Raw genomic sequence first — 19,213 nt, 5'->3', positions numbered from 1 at the left:
CTGCTGCCCCTCACCCCGGCCACACGATCGACTGCACCTCGCTGTAGGCGTGCAGCGCATAGGAGCCCACGTCCCGGCCGACCCCGCTGCGTTTGAAGCCGCCGAACGGGGCCTCCATGTTGCGGCCGACGGTGTTGACGCCCACACCGCCGGCCCGCAGCCGCCGCGCCACCCGGAAGGCGCGGGCCACATCGCCGGACCAGACGTAGTCGATGAGGCCGTAGTCGGAGTCGTTGGCGAGGGCGATGCCCTCCTCCTCGTCGTCGAACGGAATCACCACGACCACCGGCCCGAAGATCTCCTCCCGGGCCACCCGCATCCCGTTCGCGCAGTCGGCGAGGAGGGTGGGCGCGACGTAGAACCCCCGGTCCAGCGGCGGCCGTCGGCCTCCGGTGACCACGGTCGCGCCCTCCTTGCGCCCGAGTTCGACGTACGACTCGACCCGCTCCCGGTGCTGTCCGGAGATCACCGGCCCCACCACCGTGCCCGGCTCCCGCGGGTCCCCGACCGTCAACCTACGTGCGTAGGCGTCCAGTTGGTCGACCAGCCGCGCGTACACCGCGCGCTGGGCCAGCACCCGGGTCGGTGCCGTGCAGATCTGTCCGCTGTAGAAGGAGAAGGTCGTCCCGATCCCGGCCACCGCCGAGCCGAGGTCCGCGTCGTCGAAGACGAGCGCCGCGCCCTTCCCGCCCAGCTCCATCAGCTGGCGTTTCATGTCCCGGCCGCACACCTCGGCGATCCGCCGTCCGACGGCCGTGGACCCGGTGAAGCTGACCATGTCGACGTCGTCCGAGGCCACCACCGCCTCCCCGACGGCCACCTCCCGCCCGGAGACCACGTTCACCACCCCGCGCGGCACCCCGGCCTCCTGGAGCGCCTCCGCCATGCGGTAGACGGACAGCGGGTCCTGCGGGGCCGGCTTCACCACCACCGTGTTCCCCATGGCCAGCGCCGGGGCGACCTTCCCGGCCGCGTTGGCCCAGGGGTTGTTGTACGAGGTCACGCAGGTGACGACGCCCACCGGCTGGCGTACCGCCAACGCGCCCAGCACCCCGGCCCGCCCCATCGGCCCGGCCTCGATGAGCTGCGGCGGCACGGCCCACTCGGCCGCCTCCACGGTCGCGTACCGGCGGAACCGGGCCGCGGCCACCCCGACCTGCATGCCCCGCGCCGTCGCCGTGGTCGCCCCGGTCTCGGCACGCGCCAGCCCGGCGTACGGCTCCGCCCGCCCCCGGATGATCTCCGCCGCCCGGCCCAGCAGCGCCGCCCGCTCCTCCGGGCGGGTCCGCGACCACGCCCCGAACGCCTCCCGGGCCGCCGCGCAGGCCGCCCGCGCCTGCTCCGGCGAGGCCTCCGGCGCCCGACCGACGACCTCCTCGGTGGCCGGGTCGATCACCGGATAGTGGCCGTGCTCGGGTGCGACCCACTCCCCGCCGACGAACAGCCGCTGCCCCTCGCTCACCGGGTGCTCACCGTCCGCGTGTCCCGGCCGGACCGCAGCACCCTGCCGGGTACGGCCCCGCTCACCACGTCGTCCCGGATCGCCTCGACCCCGTTGACCCACACGGCCCGCACCCCGAGCGCCCGCGAGTCCAGCCGCGGGCTGTCGCCGGGCAGGTCGTGCACCAGCCGTGCACGGCCGGCGTCGATCCGCTCGGGGTCGAAGAGCACCAGGTCGGCGTGGAAGCCCTCGCGCACCCGCCCCCGCTCGCGCAGCCCGAACAGCCGCGCCGGTTCGTCGGTCAGCATCCGCACCGCCTGTTCCAGCCCGACCAGCTTCCGGCCGCGCAGACAGTCCCCGAGGAACCGCGTGGTGTACGGCGCCCCGCACATCCGGTCCAGATGCGCCCCCGCGTCGGAGCCGCCGAGCAGCACGTCCTCGTGCTGCCAGGTCTCCGCGCGCAGCGCCCAGGACGCCGGGTCGTTGTCGGACGGCATCGGCCACAGCACCGTACGCAGCCCGTCCTCGGCGCAGATGTCCACCAGGCACGCGAAGGGGTCCTGCCCCCGCTCCTCGGCGATGTCCCGGACGACCCGCCCGGTGAGCCCCTCGTTGGCGGGGCTGTAGGTGTCCCCGATGACATACCGCCCGAAGTCCGCGAGCCGCCGGAAGACGCCCGCCTCCTTCGACCGGGCCCGCCGCAGCAGCTCGTCCCTGGTGTGCGGGTCCCGCAGCCTCGCGATCCGCTCGGGCACCGGCAGCCCGAGCACCGGCCCCCAGCCGGGGATCAGGTTGAGCGCGCAGAAGGTGCCCAGCGACATGTTCATCGGGGTGAGGATCGGCATGGTCAGGGCCACCACCCGGCCGCCCGCCTTGCGCGCCCGTTCGCTCGCGCTCAGCTGCCGCGGCACCCGGTCCGGCACGGCCGCGTCGACGGTCAGCACGTTCCAGTTCAGCGGCCGCCCGGCGGCGGCGCTCAGCTCCGCCAGCAGCTCGATCTCGGCGTCGCTGAACCGGTCCAGGCAGCCGGCGACGATCGCCTCGATCTGCGTCCCCTCGTGCTCCCCGACCGCCCGCGCGAGGGCCAGCAGCTCCGGTGGCCGGGCGTGCCGGGAGGCGACCGGCCGGCCGTCCCCGTCGGAGTGGGTGCCCGACTGGGTGGTGGACAGCCCCCAGGCCCCGGCGTCCATGGCCTCGTGCAACGCCTGCACCATGGCGGCCAGCTGCTCGTCCCCCGGCTGCCCGCCGATCGCGTCGGCCCCCATCACATACCGCCGCAGCGCACAGTGCCCCACCATGAACCCGGCGTTGACCGCGATCCGCCCCTCGAGGGCGTCCAGATAGTCACCGAAGGTGTGCCAGCTCCAGGGCGCCCCTTCTTCGAGGGCGACCAGGGACATGCCCTCCACCTTGGACATCATGCGGCGCGTGTAGTCGGCGTCGTCCGGACGGGCGGGGCTGAGCGGCGCGAGCGTGAACCCGCAGTTCCCCCCGACGACCGTGGTCACCCCGTGGTTGAGGGAGGGCGTCGCGTACGGGTCCCAGAAGAGCTGGGCGTCGTAGTGGGTATGGGGGTCGACGAAGCCGGGAGCGAGAACGAGCCCGGTGGCGTCCTCGGTGGTACGGGCGTCTCCGGTGGCAGCACCGATGACAGCGATACGGCCGTCCCGTATACCGACGTCGGCGGTGAAGGCGGGCGCACCGGTCCCGTCCACGACGGCGGCACCCTTGATGAGGTGATCAAGCATCACGCGGCCCCCCGGAACCGCGTCGTCCGGTGAACGGGATCCGTGTCGATCTTCGGAATCACGCACTCCCCGATCAACCGGATCGTCTGCAGCGTCTCCTCCTTCGGCACCCCCACCGGCAACCCGAAGCTCAACTGGTCCGCCCCCGCCTGCTCCCACCTCTTGCACTGCCGCAGCACCTCGTCCGGGTCCCCGCAGATCAGCAGCTCCTCCTCGATGAGCAGCTCCACGAACTCCGGCGTGTACGCGGGCAGCGTCTCCGGCCACTCCGGGAACCCCTCCGGCCGCGGGAACGTGTCGTGGTACCGGAAGACCAGCGAGGGCAGGTAGTGCAGCCCCCCGCGGACCGCGATGTCGATCGCCTCCGCGTGCGTGGGCGCGCAGATCGCGGTGGTCGTGACCATCACGTTGTCGTTGACGAAGTCCCCCACCGGCTCCGCGTCCACGATCGCCGTCTTGTACTGCTCCAGCACCCACTCCATGTCGGACACCTTCTGGATGCTGAAGCCGAGCACGCCGAGCCCCTTCTTCGCGGCCATGGCGTACGACGGCGGGGACCCGGCCGCGTACCACATCGCCGGGTGGGACCTGCCGTACGGCTTGGGCAGGACCTTCCGCGGCGGCAGCTGCCAGTGCTTGCCCTGAAAGCCCTGGTACTCGTCCTGGAGCCACATCTTCGGGAACTCGGCGATGGTCTCTTCCCAGATCTCCTTGGTGCGGTTCATGTCGGTCACCCCCGGCAGGAACCCGAGGATCTCGTGCGAGCCGGCGCCCCGCCCGCTGCCGAACTCGAAGCGGCCCTCGCTGAGGTGGTCGAGCATGGCGACCTTCTCGGCGACCTTGACCGGGTGGTTGACGGGGGCCAGCGGGTTGAAGATCCCGGAGCCGAGATGGATCCGCTCGGTGGCGTGCGCGAGGTAGCCGAGGAAGACGTCGTTGGCGGAGAGGTGGGAGTACTCCTCCAGGAAGTGGTGCTCGGAGGCCCAGGCGTACTTGAAGCCGGACCGGTCCGCCTGGATGACGTACTCGGTCTCCTCCATCAGCGCCTTGTGCTCGGCGAGCGGGTCGGTCTGGGCGCGCTTGCCCACGTATCCCTGTACAAAGAGCCCGAATTCCACGGCGGTTCACCGTCCCTACGAGTGCCTATGGATCCTTGCCTTCGGCTTCATATCTGACGGCCCGTCAGATCTCAAGAGAGATCGGTCTCAAGAGAGACGACCGCCCCTCGGGCAGCGCCGGTCAGATGACGCTGACCCCCGCCAGCCAGCCCCCGTCGATCACGAACGGCTGCCCGGTGATGTACGACGAGTCGTCCGAGGTCAGGAAGAGGGCGAGCCGTGCCACCTCCTCCGGGCGCCCGACCCGGCCGAGCGGCACCAGCCTGCGGTACAGCTCGTCCAGGGCCCGGCTCGTCTCCTCCGGGTCCGCGTCGGGGTCCAGCCGGGCCGGGTTGGACATGGGGGTGTCGATGGCGCCGGGGCAGATGGCGTTGACCCGGATCCGCCGTCCCGCCAGCTCCAGCGCGGCCACCCGGGTCAGCCCGAGCACCGCGTGCTTGGTCGCGGCGTACGTGCCCACGGCGGCCATCCCGGTCAGCGCGGTGTAGGAAGCGGTGTTGACGATCGTCCCGCCGTCGGCCATCTCCGGCACCACCGTCTTCATGCCCAGGAAGCAGCCGACCTGATTGACCTGGACGACCTGCATGAACTCGTCCAGCGGGGTGTCCACCAGGGCGTTGAAGCGCAGGATGCCCGCGTTGTTGACCAGCCCGTCGATCCGGCCGTACGCCCGCCGGACCTCGGCCACCGCCTCCCGCCAGCCCTCCTCGGTGCCCACGTCCAGGTGGACGTAGAGCGCCCCGATCTCCTTGGCCAGGGCCTGGCCCTGCTCGTCCAGCACATCGGCGACGGCCACCCGCGCGCCCTCCGCCCGGAAGAGCCGCGCCTCCTGCTCGCCCTGCCCGCGCGCCGCACCGGTGACCAGGACGACCCGCCCGTCCAGCTTGCCCATGGAGCCCTCCTAGTTGAGCCGGGGCGCGACCTCCGCCCCGAACAGCGCGATCTGCTCGACGAGTTCGGCCCGGCTCCGGCTGCGGAACCGCACCTGGATCTGGTCCACGCCCATCGCCCGGTACGCCCTGAGCGACTCGGCGATCCGCTCCGGCGCCCCGCTGAGGGTGCGCCGCCCGACGTCCCAGCCGGCCGGTCCGACGTAGAGCGGCTCGGCGATGGCGCCGACGGTGAACGGCCCCTCGGCACCCTGCTCCGACCGCAGCCGCCGGATCCGCTCGATCTGCCCTGCCAGCCGCTCCCGGGGATCGCCCTGCGGCAGCCAGCCGTCGCCCTTGAGCGCGGCCCGTCGTACGGCGGCGGGCGAGGAGCCGCCGACCCACAGCGGCACCCGGGGCTGTTCGGGCCGGGGCCGCTGTCCGAGCCCGGCGAAGTCATAGCGCTTGCCGTGATGCTCGGGGTACTCCTCGGGCCCGAGGGCGGCCCGCAGGGCGTCGACGGTCTCGTCCAGGACGGCCCCGCGCCGCTCGAAGTCGGCGCCCACGGCCTCGAACTCCTCCTGTACGTGCCCGGCCCCGACCCCGAGGATCAGCCGGCCGCCGGAGAGGTGGTCGAGGGTGGCGTACTGCTTGGCGGTGAGCAGCGGATGGCGCAGCCCGACCACCGCGACATGGCTGAGCAGCCGGATGCGTCCGGTGACGGCGGCGAGATGGGCGAGGGTGGCGACGGGGTCGTACCAGACCGTGCCCATGGCCGGTGCCAGCCGCCGGGGCACGGCCACGTGCTCGCAGACGGCGAGGTAGGCGAAGCCGGCGGTGTCCGCGGCCCGGGCGACGGCGACCAGGTCCGCCGCGCCCGCGGCGGCCTCCCACGGCTCCGCGTACAGGGTGCTCTGGGACTGCACCGGCAGCTGGATGCCGTACGCCAGGCCGGTCACCGCCAGAGCCCCTCGGGGGTGAGCCCCAGCAGCTCGATCGCGTTCCCGCGGACGATCCGCTCGACCACCTCGGGCGCCAGGTGGCCCATCTGCGCCTCGCCGACCTCGCGGGACTTCGGCCAGGTGGAGTCGGAGTGCGGGTAGTCGGTCTCGTAGAGGACGTTGCCGACACCGATGGCGTCCAGGTTGCGCAGCCCGAAGGCGTCGTCGAAGAAGCAGCCGTACACATGCCCGGCGAACAGCTCGGACGGCGGCCGGCGCACCTTGTCGGCGACCCCGCCCCACCCGCGGTTCTCCTCCCAGACCACGTCCGCGCGTTCGAGGATGTACGGGATCCAGCCGATCTGCCCCTCCGCGTACATGACCCGGAGGTTCGGGAAGCGTTCGAACTTGCCGCTCATGAGCCAGTCGACCATCGAGAAGCAGCAGTTGGCGAAGGTGATGGTGGAGCCGACGGCGGGCGGCGCGTCGGCGGAGGTGGAGGGCATCCGGCTGCTGGAGCCGATGTGCATGGCGACGACCGTGCCGGTCTCGTCGCAGGCCGCGAGGAAGGGGTCCCAGTCGTCGGTGTGCACGGACGGCAGCCCGAGGTGCGGCGGTATCTCCGAGAAGGCGACCGCCCGGACCCCGCGGGCCGCGTTCCGCCGCACCTCCGCGGCGGCCAGCGCGGGGTCCCACAGGGGTATCAGCGTGAGCGGCACCAGCCGTCCGCGCGCCGCGGGCCCGCACCACTCCTCCACCATCCAGTCGTTGTAGGCGCGGACGCAGAGCAGGGCGAGGTCCTTGTCCCGGGCCTCGGCGAAGGTCTGGCCGCAGAAGCGGGGGAAGGTCGGGAAGCAGACCGCCGACTGCACATGGTTGAGGTCCATGTCGGCGATGCGCTCGCGCACGTCGTACGACCCGGCCCGCATCTGCTCGTAGGTGATGACCTCCAGCCGGACCTCGTCCCGGGCGCAGCCGACGGCGGTGTCCAGCCGGGTGAGCGGGCGCCGCAGATCCTCGTACGCCCACCAGTCGCCCACGGGCCCCTCGCCGGTGGCGCCCGGCTCCCCCATCACGGGCCGGAACCGCCCGCCGAGGAAGGTCATCTCCCGCACCGGCGCCCGGACGACCCGGGGCCCCACGTCCCGGTACTTCCGCGGCAGCCGGTCCTGCCACACGGCCGCCGGCTCGACGGTGTGATCGTCGACGGAGATGATCCACGGGAACTCTTTGGCCTCCATGTCCCTCACCGTAGCGCCGATCTGACGGGCCGTCAGCTACTCGGGAGGGGGCCGGGTTTTCCGCGCGGCCCGCGAAGACGGTGTGAGGGCTTTGTGTGCCGGGGCGTGCCGGTCTGTGATCGGTGTCTCCCGCGGCTGACGCAACCGCCCCGAACAAGGCAAACTGACGGGGTTGTTCCGACGCCGAGGGGGGCGAATGCATGGCTGGTGGGCCGCGAGTACCTGAGCAGCGGCGTCCCGGCTCCACGGACCCGGCCGAACCGGCCGCGGAGCAGGAGGCGTTGCGCTTCGGCGTGCTCGGTCCGGTGCGGGCCTGGCGGGGCGCCGAGCAGCTCAGCACGGGCTCGCCCCAGCAGCGCGCGCTGCTGGCCGCCCTGCTGCTGCGGGAGGGCCGTACGGCGACCGCGGCGGAACTGATCGACGCGCTGTGGGGCCCCGAGCCGCCCTCCCAGGCGCTGGCGACGGTCCGCACCTACGCCTCCCGGCTGCGCAAGATGCTCACCCCCCGGATCCTGGTGAGCGAGTCCGGCGGCTACGCGGTGCGCGGCCTCGGCGAGGGCGCCCTGGACCTCGCGGCCGCCCAGGACCTGGCGGCGGCCGCGGAGAAGGCGCGGGGCACCGGCGACCTGTGCCGCGCCCGGGAGCTGCTGAACCGGGCCCTCGCCCTGTGGGACGGCGAGCCGCTGGCCGGCGTGCCCGGCCCGTATGCCGAGACCCAGCGGGTCCGCCTGGAGGAGTGGCGCCTCGGCCTGCTGGAGTCCCGCCTCGACATGGACCTGGAGCAGGGCTGCCACGCGGAGGCGGTCTCCGAGCTGACCGCCCTGACCGCGGCCCACCCGCTGCGCGAACGCCTGCGCGAACTGCTGATGCTGGCCCTGTACCGCAGCGGCCGGCAGGCCGAGGCCCTCGCGGTCTACGCCGACACCCACCGCCTGCTCTCCGAGGAACTGGGCGTGGACCCCCGCCCCGGCCTGCGCGAACTCCAGCAGCGCATCCTCCAGGCGGACCCGGCCCTGGCCGAGCCCTCCGGACCGGCCCCGGAGCCCGCGCACGCCCCGGTCCGCCCCGCCCAGCTGCCCGCCTCGGTCCCCGACTTCACCGGCCGCAAGGCGTTCGTCACCGAGCTGAGCGAGGTGCTGGCCTCGGCGTCGGCCCCCGACACCGGGAACACCCTGGGCCGGGTGATGGCGGTCTCCGCCCTGGCCGGCATCGGCGGCGTCGGCAAGACGACCCTGGCGGTCCATGTCGCCCACCGTGCGCGGGCCGCCTTCCCGGACGGCCAGCTCTACGTCGACCTCCAGGGCGCGGGCCACCGCCCCGCCGAACCGGAGACCGTCCTCGGCTCCTTCCTGCGCGCCCTCGGCACCGCGGACTCGGCGATCCCGGACTCCCTGGAGGAGCGGGCCGCCCTCTACCGCTCGGTCCTGGACGGCCGCCGCGTGCTGGTCCTGCTGGACAACGCGAAGGACGCCGCCCAGGTACGGCCGCTGCTGCCCGGCACGGAGGGCTGCGCGGCCCTGATCACCTCCCGGGTGCGCATGCTGGACCTGGCCGGGGCGCATCTGGTCGACCTGGACGTGATGTCCCCCGAGGAGGCACTGGCCCTCTTCACGAAGATCGTCGGCACGGAGCGGGTGGCGGCGGAACGCGAAGCCGCCCTCGACGTGGTGGCCGCCTGCGGCTTCCTGCCCCTCGCCATCCGCATCGCCGCCTCCCGCCTTGCGGCCCGCCGCACCTGGACCGTCTCCGTCCTCGCGGCCAAGCTCGCCGACGAACGCCGCCGCCTGGACGAACTCCAGGCCGGCGACCTCGCGGTCAAGGCCACCTTCGAACTCGGCTACGGCCAGCTGGAACCGGCCCAGGCCCGCGCCTTCCGCCTGCTCGGCCTGGCCGACGGCCCCGACCTCTCGCTGGCCGCGGCGGCCGCGGTCCTCGACCTCCCCGCGGAGGACACCGAGGACCTCCTGGAGTCCCTGGTCGACACCTCCCTCCTGGAATCCGCCGCCCCCGGCCGCTACCGCTTCCACGACCTGGTCCGCCTCTACGCCCGCGCCTGCGCCGAACGCGACGAACTCCCGAGCGAACGGGAGTCGGCGCTGTCGCGCCTGCTGGACTTCTATCTGGCGACGGCGGCCGGGGTCTACGCGATCGAACGGCCCGGCGACCGGCTGGTGGACCACCTGGAGCCGACGGAGTACCCGGGCCTGACCTTCGAGGACCGGCGCAGGGCGCAGGACTGGTTGTACACGGAGTCGGTCTGCCTGCTCGCCTGCGTACGGCAGTCGACGGGGGACGCACAGCTGAGGCGCGCCGTCGACCTGTTGTGGGCCGCCATCGACCTCGCCGAATCGGGGGCCAACTCCAAGGAGTACGAGGCGACCGGTGCCGCCGTGCGGGCCGCCGCTCAGGCCTCCGGTGATCAGCGTACGGAGGCCCGTGCCCGGGTCACACTGGCCAACGGCCATCACATGTCCGGCCGTTTCGAGCTGGCGGATCGGGAGGCCACCGAGGCCCTGCGGCTCGCGGAGACGGCGAACGACCCCCTGCCCCAGTGCTGGGCGTCCAACATGCTCGGGGTCCTTGCGTTGTACCAGGACAGGTGCGACACCGGCGAGCGGCACCTGATCCGGGCCATCGAGAGTTTCCGCGCCGCGGGGGACCGGCCCGGTGAGGCCAGCGCGTTGTGCAATCTCTCCCGGATCCATCTGGCCATGGGCCGTACGTCGAGCGCGGTGTCCCTGGCCCAGCAGGGGACCGACATGTACGACGACATGGGGCACGGCCTCAAGGGAGCCAACGGCCGCTACGCGCTGGGGCTCGCCCTCGTGCAGAGCGGTCGGCTCGCGCTCGCCACCGAGCGCCTCGAGGAAGCCCTCGACGTCTTCCGTGACAGCAGGCAGCGCCTGTGGGAGGGCATGACCCTCTTCCGCCTCGCGGAGGTCGACCTCGCCGCCCAGCGCCTGGCGGAGGCGGCGACCCGTGCGGAGACGGCGCTGTCCGTGCTGCGCGGAATCGGCGGCGAGTGGCGGCGCGGAAACGTCCTCACGGCACTCGGCCGGGCGCTGAGCGGGATCGGCCAGACCGGCCGCGCACAGGTCTGTCTGCAAGAGGCCCTGGCCATCTTCGAGGCGTCGAGCGCGCCGGAAGCCGACGAGGTACGCGCTCTGCTCAAGCCGCTGTCCGTCGCCTGAGGGCGCACGCCTGCGCGTTCATCGTTCGTTTATCGCCGCCCGGCACTCTCTGTCGTGTCGTTCCGTCGCGTCGGGGGACAGACGGGACACCAACTGGGCGCGCCGTAAGGTGTACCGGCCCAGGGGAAGCCTGCCCGGCGGCACTCGGGGGAGCTACCGGGCAGGCCGTCCCGTACCACTGCACAGACATCAGGGGAGCAGTCATGAGCGACGTCAAGAAGACGACCGAGGCGGAGACCTCGGCCACCGAAGTGACCACCATGAACACGCACGCCACCAGTGAGCCGCTGAAGCCGGCCGCTGCGAACATCGCCGAGGAGATCGGTGTGGTCAGCCCGGACAACACTCACGCCACGGACGAGAAGGCCTGACCAGGACTTTCAGACCGACGGGGAATCGGCCGCGGCGGCGCGGAGGGGGAGCCGTCGCGGCCGAGGCGTGTTCGGGGGGCGGCGGCCGCGAGGCCGCCGTTGGGGGCTGAAGAGGACGTACCCCGCCGACCCCGCCGCGAAGGCCAGGCGGATCAGGCCGCAGACGGAGTCGGACGGGATCAGCAGGGCGCTGCCGTACAGGGAGATGAGCGCGATCCAGCTGACCCAGGGCACCAGCCTCCGCTGGCCGACGGAGTCCCAGATCAGGGTGCCGAGCAGGACCGACGCGTTGTAGTACGTGTACACGCTCGGGTCCAGCACGATCCGCGCGTCGGAGGCCAGCAGCACCACCGCCGGCCACCGCCGCCGCCGTACCGCGAGCGTGCCCAGCGCGATGCCGAGGGCCATCTGCGCGGGCCGGTCCCACGGCGGTGTCGCGGGGTCGTCCACGCCGAACCAGCGCAGCGCAGACGCCGGCTGGTTGGGGATGGTGAACCGGGCCGCGGCGAAGGTGTCCAGGTGGGTGAGGTAGAAGGGCAGCCACGCCACCGCCACCAGCGCGACGGCCCAGCCGGCGGCGCGCAGCCGGTGCGGGCGGGGCAGCGCCAGCAGGAGCGGCAGAAAGCCCACCGCCCAGGGTTTGGAGTCGACGGCGAGGGCCAGCAGCACGCCCACCGCCGTGTGGTTGCCCCGGACCAGCGCGCGGACGGCGAGGGTGGTGAAGAACAGGGCCAGCACGTCGTCGAGGTGGGCGAAGCGGACGGAGACCTCGACCCACATCGGGATGAAGGCGGCGCCGGCGACGAGGACCCGCTGCTGGAGGCGCCGGTGGTTCAGCCCCGTACCCCGGTAGTGGTCGGCGGCGGCCCGGCCGATCAGGACCAGCATGTAGAGGCCGAGGGCGGACATGAAGGCGTCCGCGAGCTTCTCGCCCAGCTGCGGCGAGAAGGGTTCGAACAGGCCGGCGACCAGGAAGCTGACGGGGCCGATCTGGAGTTCCGGGTGGTTGGCGTAGAGGGCCAGGCCCCCGCCGGGCAGCCGGCCGAAGAGCAGTTCCTCGCCGGTGCGCAGATAGTGCCAGGAGATGGCGGCGTGACGTTCCGCCACCAGGAACCAGAAGGCCGTCCACAGGGTGAGCAGCACGATGTGCCACCGCACCGGATAGCGCCCGATCCGCACGTCCCCTCGTCCTTCCCGTCGCGGCCCGGCCGTGGTCAGTGGCGGTCACCGCACGTCTGTAGAGAGGGACACAAGCGGCTCCGGGTTGCTCCGGGGCGGAACGGATCACTCCGTCGACGGACGCCGGCGGACGCCAACGGCGTTGTCAGTGGCGGCCTTTAGAGTCACCGGTATGGCGACTCTCCCGAACCCGCTGCCCCGGCTGGCCACCGACCCCAGCGGTCGCTCCCTGGGCCTGCAACTGCCGCCCGGCCGGCTGACGGACGAGACCGACGACGGCCCCTGGCACGAACCCCTGCTGTGGTACGCGGAGAAGTCGGCCGCGCCGGGCATGTGGAAGGCGCTGGGCGCGCCGGCGGCCCGTGCGGGGCTGCTGCCGGTCCTGGTGGACCTGGGCGGCTTCGCGGGCGGCCTCGGCGGCTGGGTGCTGCTGCCCCAGGAGGCGTCGTATCCGGGGGACCACGACGCGGCGGAGGTCCTGGCGGAGTACTGGGCGGAGGAGACGGACGGCGACGACATCGAGGAGGTGGCGCCGTACGGGCACGCCTGGCCCGGTCTCGCACCGGCCGCCGCCCCCACAGCCGACCCCGGCACCCGCGCCGCCCAGGTCGCCGACCTGCTCACCGGCGACCGCGACACCTGGGCCGAGTGGCTGGAGGAGCCGCATCTCGCCCTGGTCCCGGCCCGCCGCTCCGCCGACATACCGGCGGCGATCGGCTGGACCGGCCCGCTGAACTACGAGGGTGACGTGGCCCGGATCTCCTCGGTGCTGCGCTCCTGGGAGGACCGGTTCGGGGCCCGGGTGGTGGCCCTCGGCCCGGAGACCCTCCTCATGTCGGTCGCCGCGCCGCCCACGGATCCGGCAGCCGCCGAGGCGGTGGCCGCCGAACACTTCGCCCTGTGCCCGAACTCGGTCGTGCAGAGCGGCCCGGGCAGCGTACGGAAGTACGCCGAGGGTCTGGTCGGCGCCACCGTCTGGACCTTCTGGTGGGACTGAGCGCCCGGCCGGCTCAGCCCTCCTGGCGCACCATGCGGGCCGCCTCGGTGGCCCAGTAGGTGAGGATGGTGCGCGCGCCGGCCCGCTTGATGCCGGTCAGGGTCTCGAGGATGGCCCGGTCCCGGTCCAGCCAGCCCTTCTCGGCGGCGGCCTCGATCATCGAGTACTCGCCGGAGATCTGGTAGGCGGCGACCGGCACGTCCACGGCGTCGGCGACCCGCGCCAGGATGTCGAGGTACGGCCCGGCCGGCTTGACCATGACCATGTCCGCGCCCTCGCCGAGGTCCAGCTCCAGCTCCCGCAGGGACTCGCGCCAGTTGGCCGGGTCCTGCTGGTAGGTCTTGCGGTCGCCCTGGAGCGAGGAGGCGACGGCCTCGCGGAAGGGGCCGTAGAAGGCGGAGGAGTACTTGGCGGTGTAGGCGAGGATGGCGACGTCCTCGCGGCCGATCTGGTCGAGCGCGTCGCGGATGACGCCGATCTGGCCGTCCATCATCCCGCTGGGCCCGACGACATGGGCGCCGGCGTCGGCCTGCACCTGGGCCATCTCGGCGTAGCGCTCCAGGGTGGCGTCGTTGTCGACCCGGCCCTCGGCGTCCAGCACCCCGCAGTGCCCGTGGTCGGTGGTCTCGTCGAGGCACAGGTCGGACATGACGAGGAGGTCGTCGCCGACCTCGGCCCGCACGTCCCGGATCGCGACCTGGAGGATCCCGTCGGGGTCCGTGCCCGGCGTCCCGAGCGCGTCCTTCTTCCCCTCCTCCGGCACGCCGAACAGCATGATCCCGGAGACGCCGGCCTCCACGGCCTCCAGCGCGGCCTTCTTCAGGCTGTCCCGGGTGTGCTGCACGACCCCGGGCATGGCGGCGATCGGCACCGGCTCGCTCACGCCCTCGCGGACGAACGCCGGGAGGATGAAGTCGGCGGGATGCAGCCGTGTCTCGGCCACCATCCGGCGCATGACAGGCGAGGTCCGCAGTCGCCGGGGACGCGTACCGGGGAAGGATCCGTACTTCGTCATGTCCTCTACGCTACGCCCGCCCGCCCCGCCCCTTTGCCAACACCCTGTCGGTGCGGAGGCGGCCCGCTAGGCGCCCCCCACCCCCGGCATTCACGGGCATAAGCAGCCTTCCCCTGCCCTCCCATACGAAGTCTTTGCGCAGTCCTGGCACTCCTTGGGCCCGGAGGACTCCCCGGCGTTCTACGCGCGTGGTGTCATGCACGCGCCACCCCCTCCCGGCGAGTTCTCCCCACCACCAGGAGTCACGCATGCTGTGGAAGGCCCTCACCCGCGCGGGCATCGCCCTGGCGGCCGGCGCCACCGTCGTCGCCACCGCCGTCCCCGCGAACGCCGCGAGCTACTCGGCGTTCGCCTTCTCCCGGAGCGGCACCGGTCAGCCCACGATCTACGACTTCATCGACTCGGCCACCAGCACGCTCGACATGACGATGTACGAGCTGGAGGACACCACGGCCGTCAACGACCTCATCGCCCTGAAGAACAAGGGCGTGACGGTCCGGGTCATCCTCGACCGCCAGCACCAGAGCGCCAACAGCTCCGCCTACAACGCCCTGAAGAGCGCGGGCGTCGGCGTCGTCTGGTCCCCGTCCGCCTTCGTCTACACCCACCAGAAGACCATCACGGTGGACGGCACCAAGTCCCTGGTCCTGACCGGCAACCTCACCTCCCAGTACTACGCGACCAGCCGCGACTACGGCGTCTTCACCGACGACACCCGCGACGTGGCATCGATCGAGAAGGTCTTCAACGCCGACTACACGGCCACCTCGGTCACCCCCACCGACGGCGACCACCTCCTGTGGTCCCCCACCGACTCCCGCAACCGCCTGGTGTCCTTCATCAACTCCGCCACCACGACCCTGGACGTGGAGGAACTGGAGTTCAGCGACAGCACTGTGGTCGACGCCATCGCCGCCCGCGCCCGGGCCGGCGTCAGGGTCCGCGTCGTCCTGGAGAACCCCTCCAGCTACGCGAGCCAGGTCGCCGAGATCAAGGCCGCCGGCGGCACGGTGGTCGGCTACTCCGACCCCAACGGCTTCTACATCCACGCCAAGGCGATGGTCGCCGACTACGGCCTCGCCACCCAGGAGGTCGAGGCCGGCTCCATGAACATCAGCAGCAACTCCCTCAGCAACAACCGGGAGCTGGGCATCATCCTCACCGGCACGGGCGTGGCCCAGCCGGTGGCGGCCACCATAGAAACCACCTTCAGCAGCGACTACGCGGGCGGCACGGCGGCCTGACCCGGCAGCGGCCGACGGTCCCCGCTCCTCGCCGGGCCCGCCGGCCGCTCACCCCCCGCCGAACTCGCCGAGCACGCGATCGGCGAGCTGCCCCCGGTCGCTGTCCCGCGGCAGCCGGGCGCGGAACTCCCGCAACCGGCGCACCACACCGATCGGAACCTCCTCCACCCCCGCCTCCTCCACACCCCGGCCGACCACGCGCAGCCCCCAGTACTGGTTGAAGCCGATCGGTTCGGCGGTCACCACGTCCACCAGAGTGCTCAGCAACTCCGGCTCGGGCAGGCCGTACAGCCGCGCGTAGGCCGCGAGCCGCAGCCCGGCGTCCGGCGAGCGCAGCAGCGTCCCGGTGTCGAACTCCCGCACCCGCTGTGTCGCTCGCACCAGGCGGGCGAAGATCTGATCCATCCGGTGCGTACGCGCCGGCCCCTTGGGCACGTCCTCGCGCATCCGGCCGTACTCGGCGGCCAGTTCCCGGACCGCGTCCCAGGCGGCGGTGTCGTCCCCGGCCCCGCCCTGCGGACCGTCACCGACGAGCGCCGCGTTGGCGGTCCGCTGCACCGCGTCGAGCCGCTGCTGGATCTCCCGGAACTCGATCCGCCCGAGCCCCGGTATGTCGATGCTGCGCACCAGATCGCCGAGCCACGGCACCACCGCCACCGCGAGCAGCCCGACCGTGACCCCGTCGATCCTCAGCCCGGGCGCCACGACATGCACGACGGCGACGACCACCGCGCCCCCCGTCAGCACCACCGCCACAGCCCGCCGCCGCAACCACCCGCCGACCCACCGCCCCCGCACCCCGTCACGCATGCCGGCCAGCATCCCAGACACGCGGCTGCCAGTCCCGAAGGGCCCTGTCACGGATGGTCCCAGGGGCGGAGCGGGCAGGAGTTCCAGGAAAAGCGGCGTAATCGTGCTTGCTCGATGTGATCGGCCGTGTTGGCGTAGTCGATGTTGAGGCGGCGGCCGAGAACCACGATGGCCACACTGTTGGCACCGGCCGCTTTGAGTGAAGCGGCCGCGGACTGCGCGTGGTTGCCCGTGGTCCAGGTGTCATCGATGAGCAGGACGTTCTCGCCCCAGAGCGCCACCGACGCATAGCGGGTGGAAGAGGTCGTCCGGCCCAGGTCGGCCGCCTCCGGTGTCGGCGCGAGCAGATCCCGATAACGGTCTCGGGTGACACCACCATCTCGGCGACCATGGGGCGCAGTGGGTGGTCCAGACGTCCGCTGGTGCTGGGCACCATGGTCACGGTGTCGAAGGAGGGCACTGCGCAGTGGGCCGTGATGCACTCCTCGTGCAGAGTGAGAAAGCGCCACAGGACGGCTGCCAGACCCATCCGGAAGTACTGCTGCTGGGGGCCCGCCGCGTTCTTGTAACGCCAGAGTTCGTTGGCATACTGCTCGCCTTTGAGAGCCAGGCTGACGGGAACGACCGCATCAGCCGCTCCCGTCCCAAGAAGCTTGGCAGCCTCGTTGCAGGGCCAGCACATGGGATATCCGGCTTTGACTGGACCGCGGCAGACCTGGCATACACCCGGCCCGGGCAGCAGCGGATGGACCAGAAAGTTGGCGTAGCGGGCGGACAGCCCGACGACGGTTGCCACGCCGGTCCGCCGGCTAGGCCCAAGTCAGCTCGCCCGCGGTGGGGACGAGAGAATCGAGCCGACTGAAGACATCCTCCGGGCCGTCGATCACCGTCGTGTTGGGCCGGGTGGCGTACTCCCTCGCCCATGTGTGAGTCATCAGAGAGCGCATGAGGAACACCCGGCGGCCGTGCTCCAGCGCGAGTCGGGCCTGCATGCGGGCGCCGCTGCGATAGGCGGCCTCGATCACGACGGTGGCCAGGCTGTACCCGCTCATCACCGCGTTGCGCATCGGGAAGGACGTCTTCGAGGGAGCGGCGTCCGGCCAGAACTGCGAGATCAGCAGCCCCTTCTGAGCGATCTCCTGCTGGAGACCTGCGTTCTGCGCCGGGTAGACATGGCGCAGACCGGTGCCGATCACGGCGACGGTTCGGCCACCGGCGGCCAGGGCGCTGCCGTGCGCGGCGGTGTCGATACCCGCCGCCAGCCCACTGACGACGGTGACACCGCGCTCGGCGAGACCGCCCGCGATGGTCCGGGCATGGGCGACACCTTCGGGAGTGGGTGTGCGGGTGCCCACGACAGCGACCCGAAGGTCGTCGTCGGCTGTCCTGCCCCGGAGAAAGAGGAAGGGCGGACGCTGGTGGACCAGTCTGAGATAGAGCGGATAGTCGTCATCGAGGATGGTGACCAGCCGCATGCCCTCGCGCTCCCAGGCGGCGATCTCCGACACGACGCTGTCCAGGTCGACCGAGGGTCCGGTGTCGAAGAGCTTCCCCTGCCCCGAGAGATCGAGGGCGTTCTCGAGAACCTCGCGGGCGCTTCCCACCGCTTCGACGTGGTCGGTGACCTCGGACCACGAACGGTCGCCGCGCCGCAGCAGCGCGACGAGGGCGGCTCGCTCCAGGTCCTGGTCCATGGCGCCAGTATAGGAACGGCGCCCCCTGACGCAGGCGGCTTGCGCAGATGGCACAGATGGCACACTCCGGTGCAGCAGCCTCATGCAGCGCACGCACCCTCGTCCATGACCGCCCGGTCTGTGCGGCAGTCACGGCAGCGACCGGGACATGGGGCGCGGAAGGCGCGCTCGCAGCCGTCGCAGGTCTGGAGGGGATGGGGTCGGTGAGTGCCCCCGGATCCCGTCGCCACGATCGCTGAGGACACCGGACGGGCGGGGAGCGGTACGGGCAGCAGCTCGTCGAGACGGTAGGCGATCAGCTTCGCCGGATTCCTCAGATCGACGGGAAGGCTGCCGGTCAGCGCCTGATGGATGACGGCAGCCGTCGCCCCGCTGTCGAACCAGGCGGTGACGGCCGGCGCGAGCCGGTCCACGTCACGCCGGGAGAGGATGAGGCGGTCATCGGCGTGACGGAGACCTGCGAGAAGGGCTGCGGCCTTGTCGTGCCGGGGATCCGGGGCTTCGCTCACCGCAGGCGCGGGCGCTTCCGGCTCGGGCGCCTGCCGGGGAGGGGCTTGGTCGTCCTCCTCGGGGGCGGCCGGTGCGTCCGTGCGGACAGCGGGCTGACGGTCGACGGTACGGGTACTGGCCAGGGGCCTCCCCGCCAGGCGAAGAGGCGCTGCGGTCGCTGCGGCCGTGTCAGGGGTGTGGTGGACGTACGTACGCGTGACCAGCCGACCGGACTCCGTGTGCTCCCGTACTCGCCGCAGGTAACCGTGTGCCTCCAGCTCGCGCAGCGCCGACGCGATCCGGTCCCGCCCCTCGGGAAAGCGTTCGGCGAGGCTGCGGATGTCGACCGGGGTGCCCTCGGGCACCGACAGGATGTGAGTGGCCAGTCCGATGGCGGTCAGCGACAGCTCGCGGTGCTGGGCGAGGTGGTTGCCGACGACCACGTACTGACCGGACTGGTACGTGCGTACGTGGATGACACCGGAGCGGGTGGCGGATCGTCGAACACCGTGAATCTGGCGCAAGGCGGCGTTAGGCTTCTTCTCAGCCATGGGGAAGGTCCTGCTTCCTCGTTGGTCAGGCCCTCGCACTGGGATTGCAGTCCCGGCGGGGGCCGAAGCACGTGTGGGCTTTGAATTCCTGAGCCGCATATGCCTCATGCGCCTCGGGGTGAGCCTGCACGCCCGAACCGCCGCCGCGCCAGCCGAACCGACCGCTTTCACCCGCCCGGGTGACCTACGCGGGGTTTGGTTTGGTTGGTCGGTAATTTCCCCGGGTTCTTTGGTCTTTTACGGCCCGCAACCCCGGCCGCGGCACCACCGCACCACGCCTTTCCCGGCTCCGGTGCGCGATGCGTGAACTAACG

The 19,213-nt window shown here is 72.1% G+C and carries 16 protein-coding genes; 4 read left to right on the top strand and 12 right to left on the bottom strand.

The genetic code is table 11. The annotated features are described in order from the left end of the window. Window positions 1-10: 10 nt before the first annotated feature. The 6 genes from ACWCV9_RS33975 to ACWCV9_RS33950 form a co-directional block, all read right to left on the bottom strand. Window positions 11-1,462, bottom strand: a complete 1,452-nt coding sequence (locus tag ACWCV9_RS33975) for an aldehyde dehydrogenase family protein (protein WP_450792403.1) — start codon at window positions 1,460-1,462, stop codon at window positions 11-13. Beyond that, on the bottom strand, window positions 1,459-3,189 hold the full coding sequence (locus ACWCV9_RS33970; protein ID WP_450792402.1) for an N-acyl-D-amino-acid deacylase family protein: 1,731 nt from the start codon (window positions 3,187-3,189) through the stop codon (window positions 1,459-1,461). Before ACWCV9_RS33970 ends, ACWCV9_RS33975 begins: the two co-directional genes overlap by 4 nt. Further along, window positions 3,189-4,307, bottom strand: coding sequence for an LLM class flavin-dependent oxidoreductase (locus tag ACWCV9_RS33965; RefSeq protein ID WP_450792400.1), 1,119 nt, complete (start codon window positions 4,305-4,307; stop codon window positions 3,189-3,191). Before ACWCV9_RS33965 ends, ACWCV9_RS33970 begins: the two co-directional genes overlap by 1 nt. A gap of 121 nt (window positions 4,308-4,428) precedes the next feature. Beyond that, window positions 4,429-5,199 carry an SDR family NAD(P)-dependent oxidoreductase gene (locus ACWCV9_RS33960; RefSeq protein WP_450792398.1) on the bottom strand — a complete coding sequence of 257 codons (771 nt, stop codon included), beginning with the start codon at window positions 5,197-5,199 and terminating at the stop codon, window positions 4,429-4,431. 9 nt (window positions 5,200-5,208) lie between these two features. Beyond that, on the bottom strand, window positions 5,209-6,126 hold the full coding sequence (locus ACWCV9_RS33955; RefSeq protein ID WP_450792480.1) for an LLM class F420-dependent oxidoreductase: 918 nt from the start codon (window positions 6,124-6,126) through the stop codon (window positions 5,209-5,211). A gap of 5 nt (window positions 6,127-6,131) precedes the next feature. Next, window positions 6,132-7,358 carry an amidohydrolase family protein gene (locus ACWCV9_RS33950; protein WP_450792397.1) on the bottom strand — a complete coding sequence of 409 codons (1,227 nt, stop codon included), beginning with the start codon at window positions 7,356-7,358 and terminating at the stop codon, window positions 6,132-6,134. Between the two features lie 200 nt (window positions 7,359-7,558). On the opposite strand from ACWCV9_RS33950, the gene ACWCV9_RS33945 reads away from it, so the two are divergent. Both ACWCV9_RS33945 and ACWCV9_RS33940 read left to right on the top strand, forming a co-directional pair. After that, window positions 7,559-10,549 (top strand): BTAD domain-containing putative transcriptional regulator, encoded by a 2,991-nt coding sequence (locus ACWCV9_RS33945; RefSeq protein WP_450792395.1) that lies wholly within the window; start codon window positions 7,559-7,561, stop codon window positions 10,547-10,549. A gap of 203 nt (window positions 10,550-10,752) precedes the next feature. Next, on the top strand, window positions 10,753-10,920 hold the full coding sequence (locus tag ACWCV9_RS33940) for a hypothetical protein (RefSeq protein ID WP_450792394.1): 168 nt from the start codon (window positions 10,753-10,755) through the stop codon (window positions 10,918-10,920). Between the two features lie 9 nt (window positions 10,921-10,929). On the opposite strand, the gene ACWCV9_RS33935 is transcribed toward ACWCV9_RS33940, so the two are convergent. Next, the gene (locus tag ACWCV9_RS33935; protein ID WP_450792393.1) at window positions 10,930-12,099 is read right to left on the bottom strand and encodes a hypothetical protein; all 1,170 of its coding nucleotides are present in this window, start codon (window positions 12,097-12,099) and stop codon (window positions 10,930-10,932) included. A gap of 172 nt (window positions 12,100-12,271) precedes the next feature. Between ACWCV9_RS33935 and ACWCV9_RS33930 the strand changes: the two genes are divergently transcribed. Then, window positions 12,272-13,096, top strand: a complete 825-nt coding sequence (locus tag ACWCV9_RS33930) for a DUF4253 domain-containing protein (RefSeq protein ID WP_450792391.1) — start codon at window positions 12,272-12,274, stop codon at window positions 13,094-13,096. A gap of 13 nt (window positions 13,097-13,109) precedes the next feature. Here ACWCV9_RS33930 and hemB read toward each other — a convergent pair whose 3' ends face one another. Next, the gene (gene hemB, locus ACWCV9_RS33925; protein WP_450792390.1) at window positions 13,110-14,111 is read right to left on the bottom strand and encodes a porphobilinogen synthase; all 1,002 of its coding nucleotides are present in this window, start codon (window positions 14,109-14,111) and stop codon (window positions 13,110-13,112) included. A gap of 248 nt (window positions 14,112-14,359) precedes the next feature. On the opposite strand from hemB, the gene ACWCV9_RS33920 reads away from it, so the two are divergent. Then, the gene (locus tag ACWCV9_RS33920; protein ID WP_450792388.1) at window positions 14,360-15,355 is read left to right on the top strand and encodes a phospholipase D-like domain-containing protein; all 996 of its coding nucleotides are present in this window, start codon (window positions 14,360-14,362) and stop codon (window positions 15,353-15,355) included. A 48-nt stretch (window positions 15,356-15,403) separates the two neighbouring features. Here ACWCV9_RS33920 and ACWCV9_RS33915 read toward each other — a convergent pair whose 3' ends face one another. The 4 genes from ACWCV9_RS33915 to ACWCV9_RS33900 all read right to left on the bottom strand — a co-directional run bounded on the left by ACWCV9_RS33915 (window position 15,404) and on the right by ACWCV9_RS33900 (window position 18,899). After that, on the bottom strand, window positions 15,404-16,165 hold the full coding sequence (locus tag ACWCV9_RS33915) for a hypothetical protein (RefSeq protein WP_450792387.1): 762 nt from the start codon (window positions 16,163-16,165) through the stop codon (window positions 15,404-15,406). 47 nt (window positions 16,166-16,212) lie between these two features. Next, complete coding sequence (locus tag ACWCV9_RS33910) at window positions 16,213-16,446, bottom strand: hypothetical protein (protein WP_450792385.1); 234 nt, start codon at window positions 16,444-16,446, stop codon at window positions 16,213-16,215. A gap of 528 nt (window positions 16,447-16,974) precedes the next feature. Further along, entirely contained in the window at window positions 16,975-17,859 is an 885-nt protein-coding gene (dprA, locus tag ACWCV9_RS33905; RefSeq protein ID WP_450792383.1) for a DNA-processing protein DprA, read from the bottom strand. A gap of 80 nt (window positions 17,860-17,939) precedes the next feature. Further along, entirely contained in the window at window positions 17,940-18,899 is a 960-nt protein-coding gene (locus ACWCV9_RS33900) for a helix-turn-helix domain-containing protein (RefSeq protein ID WP_450792381.1), read from the bottom strand. Between the last annotated feature and the right edge of the window lie 314 nt (window positions 18,900-19,213).

The organism is Streptomyces sp. NPDC001606 (assembly GCF_053596835.1).
The sequence above is the reverse complement of the archived record's forward strand: the minus strand, read 5'-3'. Positions and strand labels throughout refer to the sequence as shown.

What these genes read in the sequence shown, in the direction of transcription:
- ACWCV9_RS33960 (WP_450792398.1), bottom strand. Translation starts at nt 5,199, where the DNA reads ATGGGCAAGCTGGACGGGCGGGTCGTCCTGGTCACCGGTGCGGCGCGC.
- dprA (WP_450792383.1), bottom strand. Translation starts at nt 17,859, where the DNA reads ATGGACCAGGACCTGGAGCGAGCCGCCCTCGTCGCGCTGCTGCGGCGC.
- ACWCV9_RS33970 (WP_450792402.1), bottom strand. Translation starts at nt 3,189, where the DNA reads ATGCTTGATCACCTCATCAAGGGTGCCGCCGTCGTGGACGGGACCGGT.
- ACWCV9_RS33915 (WP_450792387.1), bottom strand. Translation starts at nt 16,165, where the DNA reads ATGCGTGACGGGGTGCGGGGGCGGTGGGTCGGCGGGTGGTTGCGGCGG.
- ACWCV9_RS33945 (WP_450792395.1), top strand. Translation starts at nt 7,559, where the DNA reads ATGGCTGGTGGGCCGCGAGTACCTGAGCAGCGGCGTCCCGGCTCCACG.
- ACWCV9_RS33920 (WP_450792388.1), top strand. Translation starts at nt 14,360, where the DNA reads ATGCTGTGGAAGGCCCTCACCCGCGCGGGCATCGCCCTGGCGGCCGGC.
- ACWCV9_RS33900 (WP_450792381.1), bottom strand. Translation starts at nt 18,899, where the DNA reads ATGGCTGAGAAGAAGCCTAACGCCGCCTTGCGCCAGATTCACGGTGTT.
- hemB (WP_450792390.1), bottom strand. Translation starts at nt 14,111, where the DNA reads ATGACGAAGTACGGATCCTTCCCCGGTACGCGTCCCCGGCGACTGCGG.
- ACWCV9_RS33940 (WP_450792394.1), top strand. Translation starts at nt 10,753, where the DNA reads ATGAGCGACGTCAAGAAGACGACCGAGGCGGAGACCTCGGCCACCGAA.
- ACWCV9_RS33930 (WP_450792391.1), top strand. Translation starts at nt 12,272, where the DNA reads ATGGCGACTCTCCCGAACCCGCTGCCCCGGCTGGCCACCGACCCCAGC.
- ACWCV9_RS33950 (WP_450792397.1), bottom strand. Translation starts at nt 7,358, where the DNA reads ATGGAGGCCAAAGAGTTCCCGTGGATCATCTCCGTCGACGATCACACC.